The 19,659-nt window shown below is 52.1% G+C and carries 16 protein-coding genes; 15 read left to right on the plus strand and 1 reads right to left on the minus strand.

Going from position 1 to position 19,659, the window contains the following annotated elements; genetic code table 11:
• Nucleotides 1–44: 44 nt before the first annotated feature.
• The 15 genes from glyA (at nt 45) to P156_RS0101840 (ending at nt 18,926) form a co-directional block, all read left to right on the plus strand.
• Nucleotides 45–1,313, plus strand: a complete 1,269-nt coding sequence (gene glyA / locus P156_RS0101770) for a serine hydroxymethyltransferase (protein WP_027868678.1) — start codon at nt 45–47, stop codon at nt 1,311–1,313.
• Between the two features lie 320 nt (nt 1,314–1,633).
• Nucleotides 1,634–2,632 (plus strand): phosphate acyltransferase PlsX, encoded by a 999-nt coding sequence (plsX, locus tag P156_RS0101775; protein WP_027868679.1) that lies wholly within the window; start codon nt 1,634–1,636, stop codon nt 2,630–2,632.
• A gap of 5 nt (nt 2,633–2,637) precedes the next feature.
• Entirely contained in the window at nt 2,638–3,327 is a 690-nt protein-coding gene (gene rnc, locus P156_RS0101780; RefSeq protein WP_034802057.1) for a ribonuclease III, read from the plus strand.
• Entirely contained in the window at nt 3,327–6,887 is a 3,561-nt protein-coding gene (gene smc, locus P156_RS0101785) for a chromosome segregation protein SMC (protein ID WP_027868681.1), read from the plus strand. The genes rnc and smc overlap by 1 nt, the downstream gene beginning before the upstream one ends.
• Before the next feature lie 25 nt (nt 6,888–6,912).
• Nucleotides 6,913–7,818: a signal recognition particle-docking protein FtsY gene (gene ftsY / locus P156_RS0101790; protein WP_051600510.1), complete on the plus strand. Its 906-nt coding sequence runs from the start codon at nt 6,913–6,915 to the stop codon at nt 7,816–7,818.
• Nucleotides 7,811–9,136 carry a ribosome biogenesis GTPase Der gene (gene der, locus P156_RS0101795; RefSeq protein WP_027868683.1) on the plus strand — a complete coding sequence of 442 codons (1,326 nt, stop codon included), beginning with the start codon at nt 7,811–7,813 and terminating at the stop codon, nt 9,134–9,136. The genes ftsY and der overlap by 8 nt, the downstream gene beginning before the upstream one ends.
• On the plus strand, nt 9,133–9,741 hold the full coding sequence (gene plsY / locus P156_RS0101800) for a glycerol-3-phosphate 1-O-acyltransferase PlsY (RefSeq protein WP_027868684.1): 609 nt from the start codon (nt 9,133–9,135) through the stop codon (nt 9,739–9,741). The genes der and plsY overlap by 4 nt, the downstream gene beginning before the upstream one ends.
• 1 nt (nt 9,742) lies before the next feature.
• Nucleotides 9,743–10,741 (plus strand): NAD(P)H-dependent glycerol-3-phosphate dehydrogenase, encoded by a 999-nt coding sequence (locus P156_RS11150; protein WP_034802062.1) that lies wholly within the window; start codon nt 9,743–9,745, stop codon nt 10,739–10,741.
• Nucleotides 10,738–12,081 (plus strand): tRNA (N6-isopentenyl adenosine(37)-C2)-methylthiotransferase MiaB, encoded by a 1,344-nt coding sequence (gene miaB / locus P156_RS0101810; protein WP_027868685.1) that lies wholly within the window; start codon nt 10,738–10,740, stop codon nt 12,079–12,081. Before P156_RS11150 ends, miaB begins: the two co-directional genes overlap by 4 nt.
• A complete protein-coding gene (locus tag P156_RS0101815) occupies nt 12,078–13,442 on the plus strand; it encodes a Mur ligase family protein (protein ID WP_027868686.1) in 1,365 nt (454 codons plus the stop codon). The genes miaB and P156_RS0101815 overlap by 4 nt, the downstream gene beginning before the upstream one ends.
• On the plus strand, nt 13,435–14,193 hold the full coding sequence (locus tag P156_RS0101820; RefSeq protein ID WP_027868687.1) for a cobalamin biosynthesis protein CobQ: 759 nt from the start codon (nt 13,435–13,437) through the stop codon (nt 14,191–14,193). The genes P156_RS0101815 and P156_RS0101820 overlap by 8 nt, the downstream gene beginning before the upstream one ends.
• Before the next feature lie 9 nt (nt 14,194–14,202).
• On the plus strand, nt 14,203–14,490 hold the full coding sequence (locus P156_RS0101825) for a hypothetical protein (RefSeq protein ID WP_027868688.1): 288 nt from the start codon (nt 14,203–14,205) through the stop codon (nt 14,488–14,490).
• A complete protein-coding gene (locus P156_RS0101830; protein WP_051600512.1) occupies nt 14,487–15,209 on the plus strand; it encodes a site-2 protease family protein in 723 nt (240 codons plus the stop codon). The genes P156_RS0101825 and P156_RS0101830 overlap by 4 nt, the downstream gene beginning before the upstream one ends.
• 175 nt (nt 15,210–15,384) lie before the next feature.
• Nucleotides 15,385–18,000, plus strand: coding sequence for an ATP-dependent chaperone ClpB (gene clpB, locus P156_RS0101835; protein ID WP_027868690.1), 2,616 nt, complete (start codon nt 15,385–15,387; stop codon nt 17,998–18,000).
• Nucleotides 17,997–18,926 (plus strand): DUF1848 domain-containing protein, encoded by a 930-nt coding sequence (locus P156_RS0101840; RefSeq protein ID WP_027868691.1) that lies wholly within the window; start codon nt 17,997–17,999, stop codon nt 18,924–18,926. Before clpB ends, P156_RS0101840 begins: the two co-directional genes overlap by 4 nt.
• Before the next feature lie 34 nt (nt 18,927–18,960).
• Here the strand turns inward: P156_RS0101840 and P156_RS0101845 are convergent, their stop codons facing one another.
• Complete coding sequence (locus tag P156_RS0101845; RefSeq protein ID WP_027868692.1) at nt 18,961–19,620, minus strand: GntR family transcriptional regulator; 660 nt, start codon at nt 19,618–19,620, stop codon at nt 18,961–18,963.
• Between the last annotated feature and the right edge of the window lie 39 nt (nt 19,621–19,659).

Here is a 19,659-nt window from a genome sequence, read left to right on the forward strand (position 1 = left end):
AAAATATTGCTTCTATATTCTGATTAGTAATAGGAGAGTAGCATATGTTTAACAAAGAAGGTAAGGATAACAGCACCTACAACGTTGACAATTTTGAATTCATCAAGAAGACCTCCCCGATCGTCGGTGGCCTGATCGAGAAGGAGTACAACAGACAGAAGAACAACGTCGAGCTGATCGCGTCGGAGAACTACTGCTCTGAGGCAGTGCTGGCTGCATGCGGAAGCTGCCTGTCCTGGAAGTATGCGGAAGGATATCCGTATGTTAGAGAGATGGGTAACAAGGGCCGTTACTACGGTGGAACCGAGTTCGTCGATGAGCTGGAGGAGTACTGTGTACAGCAGTGGAAGAAGGTCTTCAACACTGACTACCATGTAAATGTACAGCCGCATAGTGGATCTCAGGCGAACTTTGCCGGATACAAGGCAATCCTGGAGCCGGGCGACACCATCCTGTCCCTTAGCCTGGATAACGGTGGACATCTGACCCACGGATCCCCGGTCAACTTCAGCGGCAAGTTGTATGACATGCACTTCTACGATGTTGATGAGAGGGGATTCATCGACATGGAAGACGTCAGAAAGAAAGCGCATGAGCTCCACCCGAAACTGATCATGACCGGTGCCAGTGCCTATTCCAGAATCATCGATTTCAAGGCATTTTCTGAGATCGCCAAGGAAGTGGACGCTTACTTCATGGTAGACATGGCTCACATCGCAGGGCTGATTGCCGCAGGCGTACACCCATCCCCCTTCGGCTATGCGGATATCATTACGACAACTACACATAAGACCCTGAGAGGCCCCAGAGGCGGTTTGATCTTCGCCAAGCCTGAGCTGGCCAAGAAGGTCGATAGCGCAGTCTTCCCATATGCACAGGGCGGTCCGCTGGAGCACATCATTGCCGGTAAGGCAGTTGCTGCTGAAGAAGCACAGAAGCCGGAATTCAAGGAATATCAGAAGAAGGTCGTAGAGAACTGCGCGGCACTTGCTGATGAGTTCCTGAAACTGGGCTACAAGATCGTCACTGGCGGAACTGACAACCACGTATTCCTGCTGGACCTGAAAGGCTATGCTTTCAGCGGCAAGGAACTTCAGGCAAGATGCGACGAGAATGGCATCACACTGAACAAGAACGCTGTTCCGGGAGATCCTCGTTCCCCGATGCAGACCAGTGGTGTACGTATCGGTACCGCACCGATGACCACCAGAGGATTCGGTCCGGAGGACTTCAGAGAGGTTGCCAGAAGAATCGACGTCATCATCAAGGAACTGATCAAGGAGAAGGAAGAGGAAGCAAAGGAAGAGAAATAGTCTCTGACTTTTGACGAACCACGGGGCGCCGCATTATGCGGCGCTCTTTTTGCTTGTAAGCAAGGAGATTATCTGATATAATAAGATGTTATATTATGAGATAACGAGCGCCAGATATGCCCGCCTCTGAAGGCGGCGGGTTCCACTTACGGGTTTCGGTGGGGATTCGTAATCCCCCCACTGAAACTCAGAGGAGCTGAAGCTCCTGACGCTCGGTGCAGGCGGTCGCTTCGTCCTCGACGTGCGAGCACGTCAGGAACTTCGCTCCGCCTTAAATGCCAGTGCCGACAGCGGTCGGAAGAAAGATATGAGGAGAGAATATGAAGATCATATTGGACGGTATGGGCGGTGACAACGCGCCGGAAGCGATCTGCCAGGGTGCTATTGATGCCATCGAGGAGCTTTCTCCGGAAGATGATATCACTATCGTCGGACAGGAGGAGCTGCTCCGCCAGACACTGGAGAAGAACGGATATACGGGAGATCGGATCACTATCGTCCATGCGGAGGACGTGATCACCAATGACGAAGCGCCTGTCAAGGCAGTCCGTCGCAAGAAGAACTCCTCCATCGTGATCGGACTGAACATGGTGAAGGAAGGAATCGGCGATGTGTTTATCTCTGCCGGGAGCACCGGAGCGATTCTGGCGGGCGGAACACTCATTCTGGGACGGATCAAGGGTGTGGACAGACCTACGCTGGCGACCGTGTATCCGGTGATCGGATATGAGCCCTCCCTTTTGGTGGATACTGGGGCAAACGCAGAGTGCAAGGCGAAGAACCTGCTGGAGTTTGGCCTGATGGGAAGCATCTACATGGAGAAGGTCCTGGATCGGGAAGACCCCAGCGTTGGCCTGGTCAATAACGGGACAGAAAGCCACAAGGGAACGACGCTCACCAAGGAAGCGTACACACTCCTGAAGGAGAGCGATCTGAATTTTATCGGGAATATCGAGACAAGAGAACTGCAGAATGCTGTCTGTGACGTGATCGTCACAGACGGGTTTACCGGAAATGCCATTATTAAACTGACTGAGGGCATGGGATTGATGGTGCTTCGGGAGTTGAAGAAGAGATTCCTGACCAACACTAAGTCCAAGTTGGGAGCACTGCTTCTGAAGGATCAGCTGACAGGGATCAAGAAGGAATTCAATTACGTGGAATATGGCGGGGCGCCTATTCTGGGTGTCAAGGGGGCCTTGCTGAAGATGCACGGTTCTTCCGACCGGACGGCTGTCAGGATGACCATCCTGAAAGCGATTCCCTATGTCCGCGAGGATGTGGTAGGTACCATTGAGAAAGCAATCAGAGAGAATTAAGACAGATGGAAATAGAAACGATCGAAAACAAGCTACACTATGAGTTCCAGAACAAGGATCTTTTGAAAACGGCGCTTACCCACAGTTCCTATTGCCGGGAGCACGGGATCCCCCACGGGAGATGTAATGAGCGGCTTGAGTTTCTGGGAGATGCCTATCTGGATGCTGTGGTCAGTGCCTACCTATATAGCCACATGCCACAGGTGGCCGAGGGCAACCTGACCAAGCTCAGAGCGCAGGTGGTATGCGAACAGTCTCTGGCAGAACTGGGAAACAGACTCGGAATCGGCGCGTTGCTGTTCATGGGGAATGGCGAGAGCCGGAACGGAGGCCGCCATCGCTCCTCTATCATAGCGGATGCTGTGGAGGCGGTGATCGGCGCCATCTTCCTGGACGGCGGTTACGAGGCCGTCCAGGGCTTTGTGCTCAGGGAGTTTTCGGATACCATCCGAAAAGCGAAGGAAGGAAAGCTTTTCAGCGACTATAAGACACAGGTACAGGAAATCCTGCAGAAGGACGGCACCGCACCTGTGATTCGTTATGTTCTGGACCGCACAGAGGGACCGGACCACGACAAGGTCTTCTACGTTCACCTTTGCTGCAATGACCGGATCCTGGGAAAGGGCAGCGGTCACAGCAAGAAGGAGGCAGAACAGAATGCGGCCAGAAATACACTAGACGGAGGACTTATTTAATGTACTTTAAAAGACTGGAAATGCATGGCTTCAAGTCATTTGCCGAACCGGTCGTGATGGATTTTCACGAGGGGGTCACCTGTATCGTTGGTCCCAACGGAAGTGGAAAGAGCAACATCAGTGATGCGCTGCGCTGGGTTTTGGGAGAACAGAGTCCTAAGGCACTTCGTGGAGGCAAGATGGAAGAAGTGATCTTCAACGGAACCGAGAGCAGGCGTCCGCGTGGTATGGCGGAGGTTACGCTGGTCATCGACAACTCCGCAGGGATCCTTGATATAGAATACAAGGAAGTCGCCATCACCAGAAGGATGTACCGCTCGGGTGAGAGCGAATATCTGATCAATAACAATCCCTGCAGGCTGAAGGATATCAGGGAACTGATCATGGATACAGGGATCGGTGTGGATGGATACTCTATCATCGGACAGGGAAAGATTGCGGATATCGTCAGCAACAAGTCCGAAACACGCAGGGAGATCTTTGAGGAGGCCGCCGGCATTGTGGCCTACAAGACCAGGAAAGCCGAGGCAGAACGCAAACTGGCTGGTACCAGAAACAATCTGGACAGGATAGAAGATATAGTGGGAGAGATCGAAGGCAGGATCGGAGGTCTGGAGGAGGATAGCCGGAAGGCTCAGCGCTATCTAACGCTGCGAGAACGCTATCAGGATCTGGAGATCAACATCACCCTTCGAAACATAGAGAATGCCGAGAAGCGGGATCTACAGTTCCGCGATGATGCAGCAGCTCTGGGACAGACGATCGGAGACCTTGAGAAAAGCAAGGTCGACACGGACAGGGAGCTGGCCGAGAACAACAGCAGAAGTTCCACGCTGGACAAGATCAGCGAGGAAGCACATACCGGGAAACTGGCGGTCATTGAGGAGATCAATTCCATCAGCAGCCAGAGTGAGCTGAACCGTCAGACACTGGCTAACTATCACAGAGAGGAAGAGCGTCTGCATGCAGAGATCGCAGAGGCGGAGAAGAAACTGACCACCGAGAAGAGCGAGGAAGAACGTCTGAATCAGGAACGGCTGAAGACTCGAATCGAGGCTAACGAAGCCCGGAAGCGCCTGGACGAGAAGATCGACGTCTATCAGAAGATGACCTCGGAATCCACAAGGTTCACCGAGAAGATGGATCAGGGGAACGAGAAGATCATCGACCTATCTGGCAAGGCCTCTTCCAAGCGCAGCGAAGCCAGCTCTTACGAGAATTTCAAGGTGACCTTGCAGGAAAGAAAAACAAACATCCTGCAGGAGATCCAGGAATTGGAAGAAGAACTGAAAGAAGATCGCAGGACTTTGTCCGAGATGGAAGATGCGCAGTCGAAAGATCGCAGTACCGGTGGTGATCTCACGACCAGAAGGAAAGAGACAGCTGATGCGTTACAGAAGGCGCAGGAGAAGGAAGCCGATTTCCGCAGAAAGATCGAGGAACTGAAGATCGAATGCGGGAGCATGGAGTCCCGTTGCCGTACCATTGAGGAACTGGAACAAAACCACGAGGGCTACAACAACGCCGTCAAATACATTATGCGGATGGGACTGAAGGGCATCTGCGGCGTGGCCGGTGAGATGATGAAGGTACCGGATGGTTACGAGACCGCAATTGAGACCGCCATGGGCGGCGCGATGCAGAACATCATCTCAGAGGATGACGACAGTGCCAAGCGCGCTATCACGGTGCTTAAGATCAACAAGGTCGGGCGACTGACCTTCCTGCCTGTCACCTCCATCAAGGGGCGCACCGTGCGTCCAGAGGAAAGGGTGCTGCGGGACAAAGGTTTCATTGGTATGGCAGTAGACCTGGTGCAGTTTGATGAGCGCTACCGGAACGTATACGAGTATCTGCTGGGACGTGTAGCCGTGGTGGACACGTTGGATTCTGCCATCGCCATGTCCAAGTATATGAGGAACGGTGTGCGTTTCGTGACACTGGAGGGCGAGGTCATCAACGCCAGCGGAGCCATCACCGGCGGACGCTTCAAGAACAAGTCCGCGGGGCTTTTGGAGCGTCGGAACGAGATCGACAGAATGAAGACACAGCTCGCGGAGAAATCCGAGGAATTATCCTCAGTCGCTGCCACCTACAGCGAGGTAAGAGAGCAACTGCGGCAGTTGCAGGAGCAGATGGATGATCTCCGCAAGGAAGCGCAGGAACATGCGCTCAGGCAGGCGACTATGAGAGAGCAGATCATTTCTCTCAGCAATGACATCGACGATCGCGAAGACGTGATCGCCAAAAACAAAACCGAGATCGAAAGCATTGATCAGGAACTGAGTGACGTGGACAAACTCATCGCTCAGATGGTGCAGGAATCCAAGGAGGCCGAGTCTGAGATCGACAGGATCACCCACGAGATGGATATGCTGTCTGAGGAGCACCGCGAAACCAAAGATGCGGTCGACAAAGCCGGGGACGAGATCACTGAGGCACGGATCGAGGCGGAACGTGCAGAAGAGAAGACGGAAGGAATCGAGGAACTTCTGAGCAGAGTCAGAGAATCCATCGAAGATATCACCTTCCAGATCGAAGACAAGCAAGAGGAACTGGAGGAGCTCACGCGTGCAGTCGGCGAGCTTGATACAAATAGTGACGACGCTGATCAGAGACTGGAAGAGCTGGAAAAGAAAAGAGAAGAACTGGACGGCCGACTAGCCGCAGTGGGAAAAGAAAAGGAGACATTGCTGGCCAGAGCCAGGGAAATCTCGGAGATGACTGCAGAGACGGAGCAGAAGATCAACGCTCTGAGGGATCAGAAATACCAGATGGAGATCCGTCTGGCCAAGAACGAGACCCAGATGGAGAACATGAAGGAGCGGCTCTGGACAGAGTTCGAGGTGACCTATGCCCAGGCGTTAGACCGGCGGCAGGAAGATTTTGCGGTTGGTGCAGCCACCAGGGAGAGCAGGGAGATCCGAAAAGAACTCCGAGAGATCGGTGACGTGAACGTAGGCGCTATCGAAGAGTTCCGTCAGGTGAGTCAACGGTACGAGTTCCTGACCTCCCAGCGAGATGATGTGGTGAAGGCTATGCAGGAACTCACTGCCATCATCACGGATCTTGATAGGACCATCATCCGAACCTTCCGGGAAAACTTCAACAGGGTCGAAGAGAATTTTGAGAGTGTGTTCACAGAGTTGTTTGGTGGCGGGCATGCTGAACTTCGAATGGAGAACGAATCCGATCCTCTGGAATCCGGCATCGATATTGTTGCGCAGCCTCCGGGAAAGCGGCTGCAGAATATCAACCTGCTCTCTGGTGGAGAAAAGACCATGACGGCCATTGCGTTGATGTTCGCTGTGCTGAAGGCAAAGCCGACTCCATTCTGTATTCTTGACGAGGTGGAGGCAGCGCTGGACGACGAGAACATCTACAAGTTTTCCCACTATCTGCAGAAGTTTTCAGAGACGCAGTTTGCGCTGATCACTCACCAGAAGGCTACCATGGAGACCGCGGATGTGCTGTACGGCATTACCATGCCGGAACACGGTGTATCCAAGATGCTCAGCCTCAGAATGGGAGATTACGATCCAAAAGAGTATGTCAACTGATCGGCGAGAGTAGAATAGAGGAGGCATGATGGAAAGAATATCAGAAAGAAAAAAATCTTTTTTCGGAAAGCTGGCGGAACGGCTGAATGATGCTTTGTATATGCACGTTGAGATCGATGAGGACATGATGGATGAGATCGAAGAGATCCTCATCACCTCGGATATCGGCATGGATACCACCATGAACATCATGGAGGAATTGCGCACGTACATCAAGGATAATGCCATCGTCCTTTCCAAGAACGTCAGAAAGGGACTGAAACAGATCATAGCCCGACTGATCGACAAGGGAGAGCGTAACAAATTATCCGACAAGACCCCGCTGGTCATCATGATGATCGGCATCAATGGAGGTGGTAAGACCACCACCATCGCCAAACTGGGAAACAAACTCAAGAGAGAAGGCAAGACTGTCATGTTTGCCGCCGCAGATACCTTTCGCGCCGCGGCAGCGGAGCAGCTTGACATCTGGGGCAAGCGCATCGGTGTCAACACCGTCATGCATCAGGAGGGCGCAGATCCCAGCGCTGTCCTGTTTGATGCGATCCAGTCGGCAAAAGCCAAGCACATCGACGTGCTGATATGTGATACGGCAGGAAGGTTACAGACCAAGAAGAACCTTATGACAGAGCTTGAGAAGATGAACCGTGTGATCAGCCGAGAGTATCCTGAGGCAGACAGAGAAACCCTTTTGATCCTGGATGCCACCAACGGCAAGAACGCGATCTCTCAAGCTAAAGAGTTCAACGAGGTGGCGGAGATCTCCGGTGTGGTGATCACCAAACTGGATGGCACTGCAAAGGGTGGGATCGCCATCACCATCGCAGACGAGTTCGACATGCCCATCAAGTTCATTGGAACAGGAGAGGGCATCGAAGACATCCAGGAATTTGACGCAGAAGAGTTTGCCGGAGGTATTTTCAATGAGTAAGCCAATCGTGGCCGTGGTCGGCAGACCAAACGTGGGAAAGTCCACGTTCTTCAACAGCATCGTGGGACGCCGAGTCTCCATCGTGGAGGACACCCCCGGTGTGACCAGAGACAGAATCTATGCGGAGGCGGAGTGGAACGGCGTACACTTCGGTCTGATCGACACAGGTGGTATCGAGCCGGATAGCAAGGACGTCATCCTGTCCCAGATGCGGGAGCAGGCGCAGGTGGCTATGGATATGGCTAATGTGATCATCTTCATGGTAGACGGGAAGGAAGGGATGACAGCTGCAGACGAGGAAGTCGCTGCCATGCTCCGCAAGACCGGAAAGAAAGTCATCCTTCTTGTAAACAAGATCGACAAGCCCTCCGATCCACCGGACACCCTGTATGATTTCTATGAGCTGGGGATCGGCGAACCGATCCCGGTCTCTTCCGCCAACAAACTCAATTTCGGAGATGTGCTGGATGAGGTGGTTGCGGCTTTCCCAAAGGGGGCCGGAGAAGGAGAGGATGACCGGACACATCTGGCGGTGATCGGAAAGCCAAACGTGGGGAAATCTTCACTCATCAACGCACTCATCAAGGAGAACAGGGTTATCGTATCAGACATCGCCGGTACTACCAGAGATTCCATCGACACACCTTTCCGTTGGCAGGGTGAGGAATACGTCCTGATCGATACGGCTGGCATTCGGCGTAAGAGCAAGGTGTATGAGAATATCGAGAAATACAGCGTGCTCCGTGCAGTAGCTGCCATCGAGCGTTCAGATGTTTGTATCCTGATGATCGATGCGGCAGAAGGCGTGACAGAGCAGGACAAGAAGATCTGTGGAATCGCCCATGAGGCCGGAAAAGGGATCGTAGTCGTGGTCAACAAGTGGGATCTGATCGAGAAGGAAACCAATACCATGAGGGACTTCCGGCAGAAGGTGCTTTCTGAACTCGTATTCGCCACCTATGCACCAGTGGTGTTCACCTCGGTGAAGGATAACGTTCGGTTGCAGGAGGTCATGAAGACCGCTGACAAGGTGGCCCAGATCCGAAAGACCAGGATTCCGACAGGACAGCTGAACAGCCTGATCGCGGATGCGATGATGATGAAACAACCGCCTTCCGACAAGGGGAAGAGACTGAAGATATACTATGTAACACAGGTTGGTATCGAGCCACCGCTCTTCTCCTTCCAGGTGAACAAGCGGAGCCTGATGCACTTCTCCTACTCCCGCTATATCGAAAACAGGATCCGGGATACCTTCGGGTTTGAAGGTACTTCCATCAAGTTCGTGTTCAGAGAGAAGAGAGAGAAGGATCAATGATGGTTAATGGATATTTTATTTTGTCTGTCGTCATCGCTTATTTTCTGGGGAACATATCTCCTTCTACGATCCAGGCGAAGATGGCAGGTCATGACATCAAGAAGGAAGGCAGTGGCAATGCAGGCACCACCAATACGTTTCGTGTGTTGGGGGCCAAGGCAGCCGTTATCACACTTGTGATCGATATCGCCAAAGGCGTTCTGGCGGTTTTGCTGGGCGGATGGCTTTGTTCTTCGGTTGCGGCTTATGCCTGTGCGCTGGCCGTACTGCTGGGACATGTGTTCCCGGTACTCCTGAGGTTTCAGGGGGGAAAGGGAGTAGCCACCGCGTTTGGCGCGTTTCTGGCTATCGACTGGAGGATGGCGCTTCTATGCCTGCTGATCGTAGCTGTGGTAGTGCTTCTGTCCAGATATGTTTCGCTGGGGTCCTTGACGGCAGCCATCGCATGTCCGTTTCTGTGTATGTGGCTGGAACCCGGCTTTGTGCCTTATGGCGTAGTGATGGCACTGATCGTGATTTTCAAGCACCGGAGCAACCTGATGAGGCTTGTCCGTGGTGAAGAAAATAAATTGAATTTCCATAAGAGAGACAGGAAAGGGGAATGATATGAAGACAATTGGCGTAATCGGAGCAGGTAGCTGGGGAACTGCATTGGCACTGACACTGGCCGGCAAAGGTCATGATGTTCGGATCTGCGACGTGGATGCTTCGCATATTGAAGAGATGAAAGCACATAGGGAGAATGTCAGGTATTTGCCGGGGATCCCGTTTCCGGAGAATCTAAAGATCGTGGATGACTCTGCAGAAGCCCTGGATGGCGCTGATATTGCGCTGTTCTCTGCACCGGCGCAGCATTTCCGCAGCGCTTTTGAACATGCGATCCCGTTCCTGGAGGATAACATGGTTGTCGTGAACGTGGCAAAGGGGATCGAGAAGGGTACCCTGATGCGCATGTCTGAAATCGCGAAGATACTCAAGCCGGATGTGAAGTATGTAGTGCTTTCCGGACCTTCTCATGCAGAGGAGGTAGGACGTGCAATGCCGACGACGGTGGCCGTGGCTTCCGATGACCGCAAGCTGGCAGAGTACGTTCAGGATGTGTTTATTACGGATCGCTTCCGCGTCTACACCAATGACGATGTGTGCGGTGTGGAACTGGGTGGTGCCCTGAAGAACATCATCGCGTTGGGAGCAGGTATCTCTGATGGTATCGGATTCGGCGATAACGCCAAAGCTGCGCTGATGACCAGAGGTATTACAGAGATGAGCCGTCTTGGTGTCAAGCTGGGCGCAAAGGAAGAAACCTTTGCCGGACTTACCGGTGTGGGTGATCTGATCGTCACATGCTGCAGTATGCACTCCAGAAACCGCCGTTGCGGTATCATGATCGGGGAAGGTATCAAGCCCAGTGAGGCCGTTGAGAAGGTCGGCATGGTGGTAGAGGGAATGTTCACCGCCGTAGCAGCCCATGACCTGGCAGAGAAGGTAGGGGTGGAGATGCCGATCACTGAATGCATCTATGAATGCATCAACGAGCGGATCGATGCCAAGGAAGCTGTGGAGCTTCTGATGGGACGTTCCAGAAAGCACGAAATGAACCGATGAGCAGAAAATTCCACATCACCACCTTTGGCTGCCAGATGAATGAGCATGACTCTGAGATCATGGCCGGAATGCTTCAGGAAATGGGGTACACACCGGCAGATGAACGGAGAGAGGCGAATATCCTCATCATGAACACATGCTCTGTTCGAGAGAACGCAGACAAGCGCTTCTTTGGTACGTTGGGGCAGCTGAAGCATCGGAGAGAACAGGAGGACGATCTGATCGTCTGTGTATGCGGCTGCATGATGCAGCAGCAGCATATCATCGATACATTGAAAGCAAAATACCCCTGGGTAGATCTGGTATTTGGTACGCACAATATTCACAGACTTCCTGAGCTCCTGCGGAATGTTATCTCGGAGCGCGCCAAGATCATCGAAGTGCCGGACCAGGCAGAAGAGATGGTGGAAGGCCTGCCGGCTAGCCGTCTGTACCAATGCAAAGCGTTGGTGAACATCATGTACGGCTGCAACAACTTCTGCACCTATTGCATCGTCCCCTATACCAGAGGACGGGAGCGAAGCCGGAGACCGGAGGACATACTTCAGGAGATCCGTGGTCTTGCGGAAGACGGTGTTCGAGAGGTTATGCTCCTGGGGCAGAATGTGAACTCCTATCGCGGGGAGGATCAGGCAGGGAACAAAGTCTCTTTCGCTCATCTCATCCGGCAGATCGCCGAGATCGAAGGTGTCGAGCGGATACGTTTCATGACTTCCCACCCGAAGGATCTGTCAGATGAACTGATCGAGGTGTTCCGTACCTGTGACAAACTCTGTAAGAACATCCATCTTCCGGTGCAATCCGGAAGCACGGAGATCATGCAGAGGATGAACCGTCACTATACCAGAGAGAGTTATCTGGAGATCGTACGCAAACTGCGAGAGGCGGTGCCGGAGATCACCATCTCTACAGATATCATCGTGGGATTTCCGGGAGAGACCGAGGAGCAATTCCAGGATACACTGAGAATGGTGGAGGAAGTCCGGTACGATTCTGCTTTTACCTTCCTGTATTCGATTCGGAAGGGTACTCCGGCGGCCTCCTATGAGGAGCAGATCCCAGAGGATGTCAAACACGAACGGTTCAATCGTCTTGTATCTATGGTTGACAGAATCAGTGCAGAGAAGAACGCAAAGTACGAGGGCAGGATCGAACGTGTTCTGGTAGAAGGCCCCAGCAAACGTGACAGCAACACGTTGGCTGGACGAACAGACGGGTTTAAACTTGTGAATTTTGCTGGGGATCCATCGCTCACAGGAAAGTTTGTCGATGTGGAGATCACAAGAGGAAAGACCTTCAGTCTGGAAGGAAAACTGATAGAGAGGCAGGAACAGAGATGAAATTTTTGATTGCACTCTGGCTGGGTAAGTTTCTAAATTGGCTGATCGGGCGGATCGACCCGAGCAGAGGTTCCAACCTGGCCGGTCAGAAAGCCATGAGGGTGGATCCCTTCATGCTGTTGCATTTCAAGGGAATCGACCCGGGAAAGGTGTTGTTTATCACGGGTACCAATGGCAAATCCACGACAAACAACCTGATCAACCATATCTTCCGTGAAAACGGGAAGACCGTAGTATCCAATCTGGAAGGTGCCAATCTGATCTACGGTGTAGCGACCGCGTTGATAAAAGCCTGCAGTCTGACCGGGCGGCTCAGCGCAGATTACTATATCTTTGAGACAGATGAGCGCTACATGCCATTGATCAGGAAGCAGATCCCCGCAGCCAATATTCTGATCACGAACCTGCAGAAAGATCAGGTGCAGAGAAACGGAGATCCGGATTTCATCTACCGCAAGGTCAGGAAAGCCTTTGGCGGGGAATACACCAAGCTTTTCCTGAACAACGAAGAGCCCAGGACCATGTCCTTTGCGGATCTGGCAAATGAAGTGGTCACATATGGTGTTGCGCAGCACAGTGAAGCATTTACCAAGAACGACAGTTACGTGACCATGCCATGTCCGAGGTGCCACCACAAGATCTCCTTTGATTACTATAACACAGACGGTATCGGCAGGTTCCACTGTGACAACTGTGGGCTTTCCAGTATTGAACACGCAGATTATGAGCTCACGGATGTGAACTTCGGGGAACGAAGCTTTGTCGCCTGTGGAGAGAGCTTCCCAATGCCCTATGACACGCCATATATGCTCTACAATTATGCGGCAGCTATTGCGGTAGCCCAGGAACTGGGTGGCATTGCACCTGCAGATGCATCAAGAGCCTTCGCCAGCTTCAAGAACGTGGGCGGCCGGTTTGAGATCATGCATTACAAGGGAAAGACTATCAAATATATGCGTATCAAGCAGGAAAATCCGGAGACACTTCAGACCAGTATCAATGTGATGGCCGCAGATCCGAACAGAAAAATGATCGCACTCGGTCTGTGTCCGCTGGTGGACATGATTCCGCATTATGCTAATTCCTTCTATGCTTTTGACTGTGATCTGTCAAAACTAGTGCAGGGAGATGTAGAGAAGTACTTCTGTTTCTCGGAGCGGGTATGCTACGATACCGCCAATCGATTAATCTACGAGGGAGTTGATCCGACGTTGATCACCATCGCCGACACAGAAGATATCCATACGATCTTCCAGGAAATCGAAGAAGCAGAGACTGACAATATTTACCTGATAACATGGCTTCACACCTATGAACATATGGAGAAATTCCTGAAGGAAGAAGGTGCAGTATATGAGTGATTTCAAGATTGGATGGCTGTTCCCAGACACCCTGTTCCTTCACGGTGAACGGGGGAATTTGCTGGCGTTGGCCAGATTTGCACAGCTGGCAGGGCTGTCTCCTGTGGTGGAGAAGATCGACTTTTCTACGGAAGGGTTTGAACCTGCCAACTATGACGTTCTGTTCTGTGCGCCGGGAGAGATTGCCTGTTTCCAGGATGTGGTGGACTGGCTGACACCCTATAAGGATAAGCTGACCGGATTTGTATCCGGTGGACATCCGTTGATCGTGACCGGCACCTCCATTGGTCTCTTCTGCCATCAGGTGCTGAGGGCAGATGGTTCTGAGATGTATGGGCTGGGCCTTCTCCGAGCGATCTACGGAGAGAAGGAGGATGTCTACGGAGACGACATCTATTTCAAGTGTGTATATAATGATGCGGAAATGGAGATCATAGGAAATCAGATCCGCATGGGCAACCTGGACATTGGCAACGAAAAACCCTTTGGACATCTGCTCTATGGATACGGTAATCTTGGAAAGGATCGCACAGAGGGAATCATCAAATGGAATTCCATCTTTACCAATACCCTGGGACCTATGCTGGTGTGCAACCCCTGGCTGACCCAGCAGATCATTCGGGTAGCAGCCAAGAAGAAAGGCATCGATGATCTGGATTTCCACTTCGATCCGAAACTGGAGATGGATTCCTTCCTGACCAAGAAGGAGTTCATCCTGACCAAGGAAACCAAACTGAAGAACTGTAAATAGGGGGAACATATGGCATTATTCGAGTTATTGCAGGAAAGTATTCGTTCTACATCCGATGCGGCAAGCGACTTCATGGAATCGAGCAAACTTAAGCAGAAGATCCGTTCAGAGCAGAAGGCGGTTCGCGGAGAACTGCAGAAACTTGGGGAGATCTATCTCAATCAACTGCAGGAGGAGGGTGCAGAACCCGGCGAGGAAGAGAAAGGGATCCTGGAACGGATCGACGCACACAAGCGGACCATCGATGAGTGCCATGATTCTCTGGATGCACTTGCTGCGTCCAAGGAGACTCTATGAGCAGAAACAGTCTGATGCCTATCGCCATTGTCATCGGGGCGATGGTGATCCTGAACGTATTGGATGGCAGTTTCTCGAACTTTCCGCAGTGGATCTATCAGGAACTGTTACTGCTTCCTGGTATTATCATCGGTCTTTCATTTCACGAGTTTGCCCATGGTATCGTATCTTACAAGTTGGGAGACCCGACACCTAAGCAGCAGGGCAGACTTACACTGAACCCAATGGCTCACATCGATCCCATCGGTTTCCTGTGCCTGTTTTTTGCAGGATTCGGCTGGGGAATCCCGGTAGAGATCGATCCCAGATACTACAAACACAGGCGGCGTGACGAATTCATGGTTTCCCTTGCGGGGGTGGTCATGAACCTGTTGATCGCTATCTTGTTCATGTTAGTGATCCGGCTGCTGTTTTCGCTGACACCGACTTTTGCAGTTTCGTCGGTGGGTGGCATCGTGCTGGAGATCATCAGAAACGTGGTATTCATCAATCTGGTGCTTATGGTGTTCAACCTGATTCCGGTTCCGCCATTGGACGGATTCGGGATCCTGACAGAGATCTTCGATCTGCGCCGGTTCAGTTGGTACAGCACCATCTATCAGTATGGCATATTCATTCTTCTGGCACTGATCCTGTTGAATGTGACGGATATGATCCTGACTCCGTTGGTGAACGGCGCCTGGAGTCTTTTGACGAACATTCTGTTGTCAGGAATGTAGACTCATCACACGGCTCATAATAAGAGTCGTGTTTTTTTATGCGATATTGTTAGCACTCTTTTATGTCGAGTGCTAAAAAGTTCTTTACTTTTTGTATTTCATGGTTTACAATGATTGCATAAGGTAGTTAAAGAAACAATGGATATACAGAAATCTCAAAAGGGGAGGTGGAGCAATGAACGCAGAAAGATACACACAGAACGCACAGAATGCGATTATGGACAGCCAGAATATGGCTTTGTCTGAGGGTCATCAGGAACTGTCAGGAGAGCATCTGCACCTGGCGCTGATGATGCAGAAGGATGGTTTGATCCCGAAACTTGTGAAGTATATGGGAGTCGAGCCTTCGCTTGTGATCGCAGATCTGGAAGCAGAGATGCAGAAATTGCCGAAGGTGTCTGGAGCGGCCGGAAACGTATATGCGTCCAGACGGCTTAGTGAGCTCTTTATTCAGGCAGAGAAGGAGGCGGACCAGTTTAAGGATGACTACGTCAGCGTGGAGCACCTGTATCTGGCGCTTTTGAATGAGAAGAGGACACCTTCTGCGACGATCTTCGGCAAGTATGGGATCGACAGGAATCGGTTCCTGGAGGCTTTGTCCAAGGTGAGAGGAAATCAGAGGGTTACCAGTCAGAATCCGGAAGAGAACTATGAGGCACTGGAGAAATACGGCCGCGACCTGGTGGAGATGGCCAGGGACGGCAAGCTGGACCCGGTGATTGGCCGTGACGAAGAGATCCGCCATGCTATTCGGATCCTGTCAAGAAGGACCAAGAACAATCCGGTGCTCATCGGCGAGCCTGGTGTAGGTAAAACCGCCGTTGTAGAAGGATTGGCCCAGCGTATCCTGAAGGGAGATGTACCCGAGAACCTGAAGGATAAGACGATATTTGCCTTAGACATGGGTGCTCTTATAGCGGGGGCAAAGTTCCGGGGAGAGTTCGAGGAGCGTTTGAAGGCGGTGTTGAACGAGATCGACAAGTCTGATGGACGAATCATCCTGTTCATCGATGAGCTCCACAATATCGTGGGTGCTGGCAGGACGGAAGGATCCATGGATGCCGGCAACCTCTTGAAACCGAAACTTGCCAGAGGGGAGCTTCACTGCATCGGAGCCACCACCCTGGACGAATACAGGAAGTACATCGAGAAGGATGCGGCACTGGAGCGCCGGTTCCAGCGGGTATTGGTGGATCAGCCCTCAGTGGAGGATACGATCTCTATTCTCCGCGGCCTTAAGGAAAAGTTTGAGGTCTATCACGGCGTCCGTATTACTGACGGTGCGCTGGTAGCCTGTGCAACGCTGTCGGATCGCTACATCACCGACCGGTTTCTGCCCGACAAAGCCATCGACCTGATGGACGAGGCGGCAGCCAGGATTCGGACAGAGATCGACAGTATGCCGGCCGAGCTTGATGAGATCAGCCGGAAGATCATGCAGCTTGAGATCGAGAAGACTTCGCTGGCCAAGGAAGATGACAAGGCTTCGCAGGCACGGTTGGAAGCGCTGGAGAAGGAACTGGCAGAGTTGAATGATGAGAATTCTGTCATGCGTGCGCAGTGGGAGGAAGAGAAACAGGCCATCTCCAAGGTGAAGGAGATCAAACAACAGATCGAGGATGCCAGACGTTCTCTGGAAGAGGCGGAACGCAACTATGATCTGGGCCGCATGGCCGAACTGCAGAACGGAACCATCCCTGCGCTGGAGAAAAAACTGGCAGAGGAGAAAGAGAAGTCGGAGACCGCCAAGGAGAAGAGGCTGCTCCAGGAAGAAGTCAACGAGGAGGAAATCGCAGAGGTCATTTCTGCATGGACCAACATCCCTGTGGCTAAGCTGGTTGAAACAGAGAGAGACAAGTTGCTGAAGCTGCCAGAGATCCTGCATCGTCGTGTCATCGGCCAGGATGAGGGCGTGAAGATCGTATCGGAGGCCATCCTGCGGGCACGGGCCGGACTGAAAAACGAAAACCGGCCAATTGGTTCTTTCATATTCCTGGGACCCACAGGTGTCGGAAAGACTGAACTTGCCAAGACGCTGTCGGAAGCTTTGTTCGATACAGAGAAGAATATGATCCGTATCGACATGTCGGAGTACATGGAGAAGCACGCCGTGTCCAGACTGGTGGGCGCGCCTCCGGGATATGTTGGATATGATGAGGGCGGTCAGTTGACAGAAGCTGTGCGGCGTCGGCCTTACAGTGTGATCCTGTTCGATGAGATCGAGAAGGCGCATCCGGACGTGTTCAACATCCTGCTGCAGTTGTTGGATGATGGACGACTGACGGACAACCAGGGACGGACAGTGGACTTCAAGAACACAGTGATCATCATGACCTCCAACATCGGCAGTGCCGATCTGATCGATAACATCCGAGAGGATGGGACGATCTCCGAGGAAGTGAAGGATAGCGTGGAAAAGCAGCTCAGGAATTACTTCAAGCCGGAGTTCCTGAACCGTGTGGATGACGTGGTGGTCTTCAGTCCGCTCACAAAGGAGCAGATCGTCAGCATCATCGACCTGTCTGTATCAGATGTGGCCCGTAGACTTTCCGGCCGCGACATTACCCTGTCATTGACTGAGGCCGCCAAGGAGTATGTGGCAGATCAGGCTTACGATCCAAATTACGGCGCCCGGCCGGTGAAACGGTACCTGCAGAGCACCCTGGAAACAGAACTTGCCCGCAGGATCATCGAAGGGCAGATCTACGAGGGATGTAGCGTGATCGTAGATAAGGGAACGGACGGATTGGATGTGAAGGTCGCCGCTTCTGGGGATCCGGTGATCGCATGATCATCAATACAGGACAACGTACAGACATTCCAGCCTTCTACAGCCGGTGGTTTTTAAACCGGCTGCAAGAAGGCTTTGTCCTTGTTCGCAATCCCTATGACCCGACGCATGTGACCAGGTATCGACTGGATCCGTCTGTTGTGGATCTTCTCATCTTCTGCACCAAGAATCCTGCACCCATGCTGCCTCATATGGACGAACTGTCCAGTTACAGGCAGTTCTGGTTTGTCACCATAACGCCATATGGGAAAGACATCGAGAAAAACGTTCCTGACAGATCCCAGGTGATGGAGGACTTTTGTCGACTTTCGGAGGTCGTTGGTCCGGAGGCTGTCAGCTGGCGCTATGACCCCATCCTGCTCACAGAGAAATACAGTCTGCAATACCATCTGGAAGCGTTTCGGGAGATGGCAGAGAAGCTTCGTGGAAGCACAGGGCAGGTGGTCATCAGTTTTCTGGATCTTTATGAGAAGACAAAAAGAAACTTCCCTCAGGGGAAACCCGTCTGCAAAGAGGATCGGCAAAGGATCGGAGAGGCTTTTGCTGAGATTGGAAAGCAAAATGGAATGGTGGTGCGAAGTTGCTTTGAGGGGACGGAACTGGCGCCCTACGGGGTGGACGTCTCTGGTTGTATGACAAAGGAGGTCCTGGAAAAGGCCTCCGGCGTTCGTCTCTGTGCACCGGCGCAGAATCTGGTGCGTCCCGGGTGTGATTGTCTGATGGGCAATGACATCGGAGCGTATAACACCTGTCGGCATTTCTGTAGATACTGCTATGCGAATTATGACAGGAGAACGGTACTTCAGAATGCAGCCCTCCATGATCCCGACAGCCCGATGCTGGTGGGAGATCAGATGCCGGAAGACCAGGTGAAGGATGCCAGACAGGAGAGCTGGATCGACAGCCAGTTGGTGTTTCCGATCTGATAAGAGGGATCCCCTGTTAGGGGGATATCCAGCATCAAAACTTTCGGTGCTCTGCATTCTGTAGATGGGTGCGCATGGCCTCAGCGCCGGCATCGGGGTCTCCAGTCTCCAACGCTTCAAAGATCTCCCTGTGCTCGGAAAGGACTTCTCGCAGATAGCCCGGAGCAAAATAATTGCTGGGGTCGCAGTGACGAAGGTACATCTGGTAAGAGATCAACTGCTGGGTCAGCATGTGGTTGTGGGTGGCATTGTAGATGATCTGATGAAAGGCGGTATTGATGTTCAACATCTTGGGAATATCGTTTTTCATGGTGTAGAACTCCATGAATTCAAAGGTTTCCTGGAGTTCCTCCAGTTCTTCTTCTGTGATTCGTTCGACGGCCCAGCGAACCGCCTGAATCTCGCTCTGGGCGCGGAGGATCTTGAGATCGTGGATATCCTGCTTGCTGAGTCCGACCACAAAAGCACCCCGGTTGGGAATGTTTTCGATGAGGCCGTCTGCTTCCAATTGCCGGAAGGCTTCTCTGACCGGTGTGCGGGACAGTCCGTATTCCTTGCATATTCTGGATTCTGTCAGTTTGTCTCCACTGGAAAGCTTGCCGGTGAGGATGTCTTCCCGGAGTTTCACAAATATTTCGCTGGATAGCGGCAGATTGGTCGGATGGTCGGATTCGAGATATTGAATAATGGACATGATCGCTTTCTCCCTGATGATTGTATACAATTATTCTAT

This window comes from Eubacterium sp. AB3007, from assembly GCF_000688015.1.
In the GTDB taxonomy this organism is placed as follows: Bacteria; Bacillota; Clostridia; order Peptostreptococcales; family Anaerovoracaceae; genus Aminicella.

What these genes read in the sequence shown, in the direction of transcription:
- glyA (WP_027868678.1), top strand. Translation starts at nt 45, where the DNA reads ATGTTTAACAAAGAAGGTAAGGATAACAGCACCTACAACGTTGACAAT.
- plsX (WP_027868679.1), top strand. Translation starts at nt 1,634, where the DNA reads ATGAAGATCATATTGGACGGTATGGGCGGTGACAACGCGCCGGAAGCG.
- rnc (WP_034802057.1), top strand. Translation starts at nt 2,638, where the DNA reads ATGGAAATAGAAACGATCGAAAACAAGCTACACTATGAGTTCCAGAAC.
- smc (WP_027868681.1), top strand. Translation starts at nt 3,327, where the DNA reads ATGTACTTTAAAAGACTGGAAATGCATGGCTTCAAGTCATTTGCCGAA.
- ftsY (WP_051600510.1), top strand. Translation starts at nt 6,913, where the DNA reads ATGATGGAAAGAATATCAGAAAGAAAAAAATCTTTTTTCGGAAAGCTG.
- der (WP_027868683.1), top strand. Translation starts at nt 7,811, where the DNA reads ATGAGTAAGCCAATCGTGGCCGTGGTCGGCAGACCAAACGTGGGAAAG.
- plsY (WP_027868684.1), top strand. Translation starts at nt 9,133, where the DNA reads ATGATGGTTAATGGATATTTTATTTTGTCTGTCGTCATCGCTTATTTT.
- P156_RS11150 (WP_034802062.1), top strand. Translation starts at nt 9,743, where the DNA reads ATGAAGACAATTGGCGTAATCGGAGCAGGTAGCTGGGGAACTGCATTG.
- miaB (WP_027868685.1), top strand. Translation starts at nt 10,738, where the DNA reads ATGAGCAGAAAATTCCACATCACCACCTTTGGCTGCCAGATGAATGAG.
- P156_RS0101815 (WP_027868686.1), top strand. Translation starts at nt 12,078, where the DNA reads ATGAAATTTTTGATTGCACTCTGGCTGGGTAAGTTTCTAAATTGGCTG.
- P156_RS0101820 (WP_027868687.1), top strand. Translation starts at nt 13,435, where the DNA reads ATGAGTGATTTCAAGATTGGATGGCTGTTCCCAGACACCCTGTTCCTT.
- P156_RS0101825 (WP_027868688.1), top strand. Translation starts at nt 14,203, where the DNA reads ATGGCATTATTCGAGTTATTGCAGGAAAGTATTCGTTCTACATCCGAT.
- P156_RS0101830 (WP_051600512.1), top strand. Translation starts at nt 14,487, where the DNA reads ATGAGCAGAAACAGTCTGATGCCTATCGCCATTGTCATCGGGGCGATG.
- clpB (WP_027868690.1), top strand. Translation starts at nt 15,385, where the DNA reads ATGAACGCAGAAAGATACACACAGAACGCACAGAATGCGATTATGGAC.
- P156_RS0101840 (WP_027868691.1), top strand. Translation starts at nt 17,997, where the DNA reads ATGATCATCAATACAGGACAACGTACAGACATTCCAGCCTTCTACAGC.
- P156_RS0101845 (WP_027868692.1), bottom strand. Translation starts at nt 19,620, where the DNA reads ATGTCCATTATTCAATATCTCGAATCCGACCATCCGACCAATCTGCCG.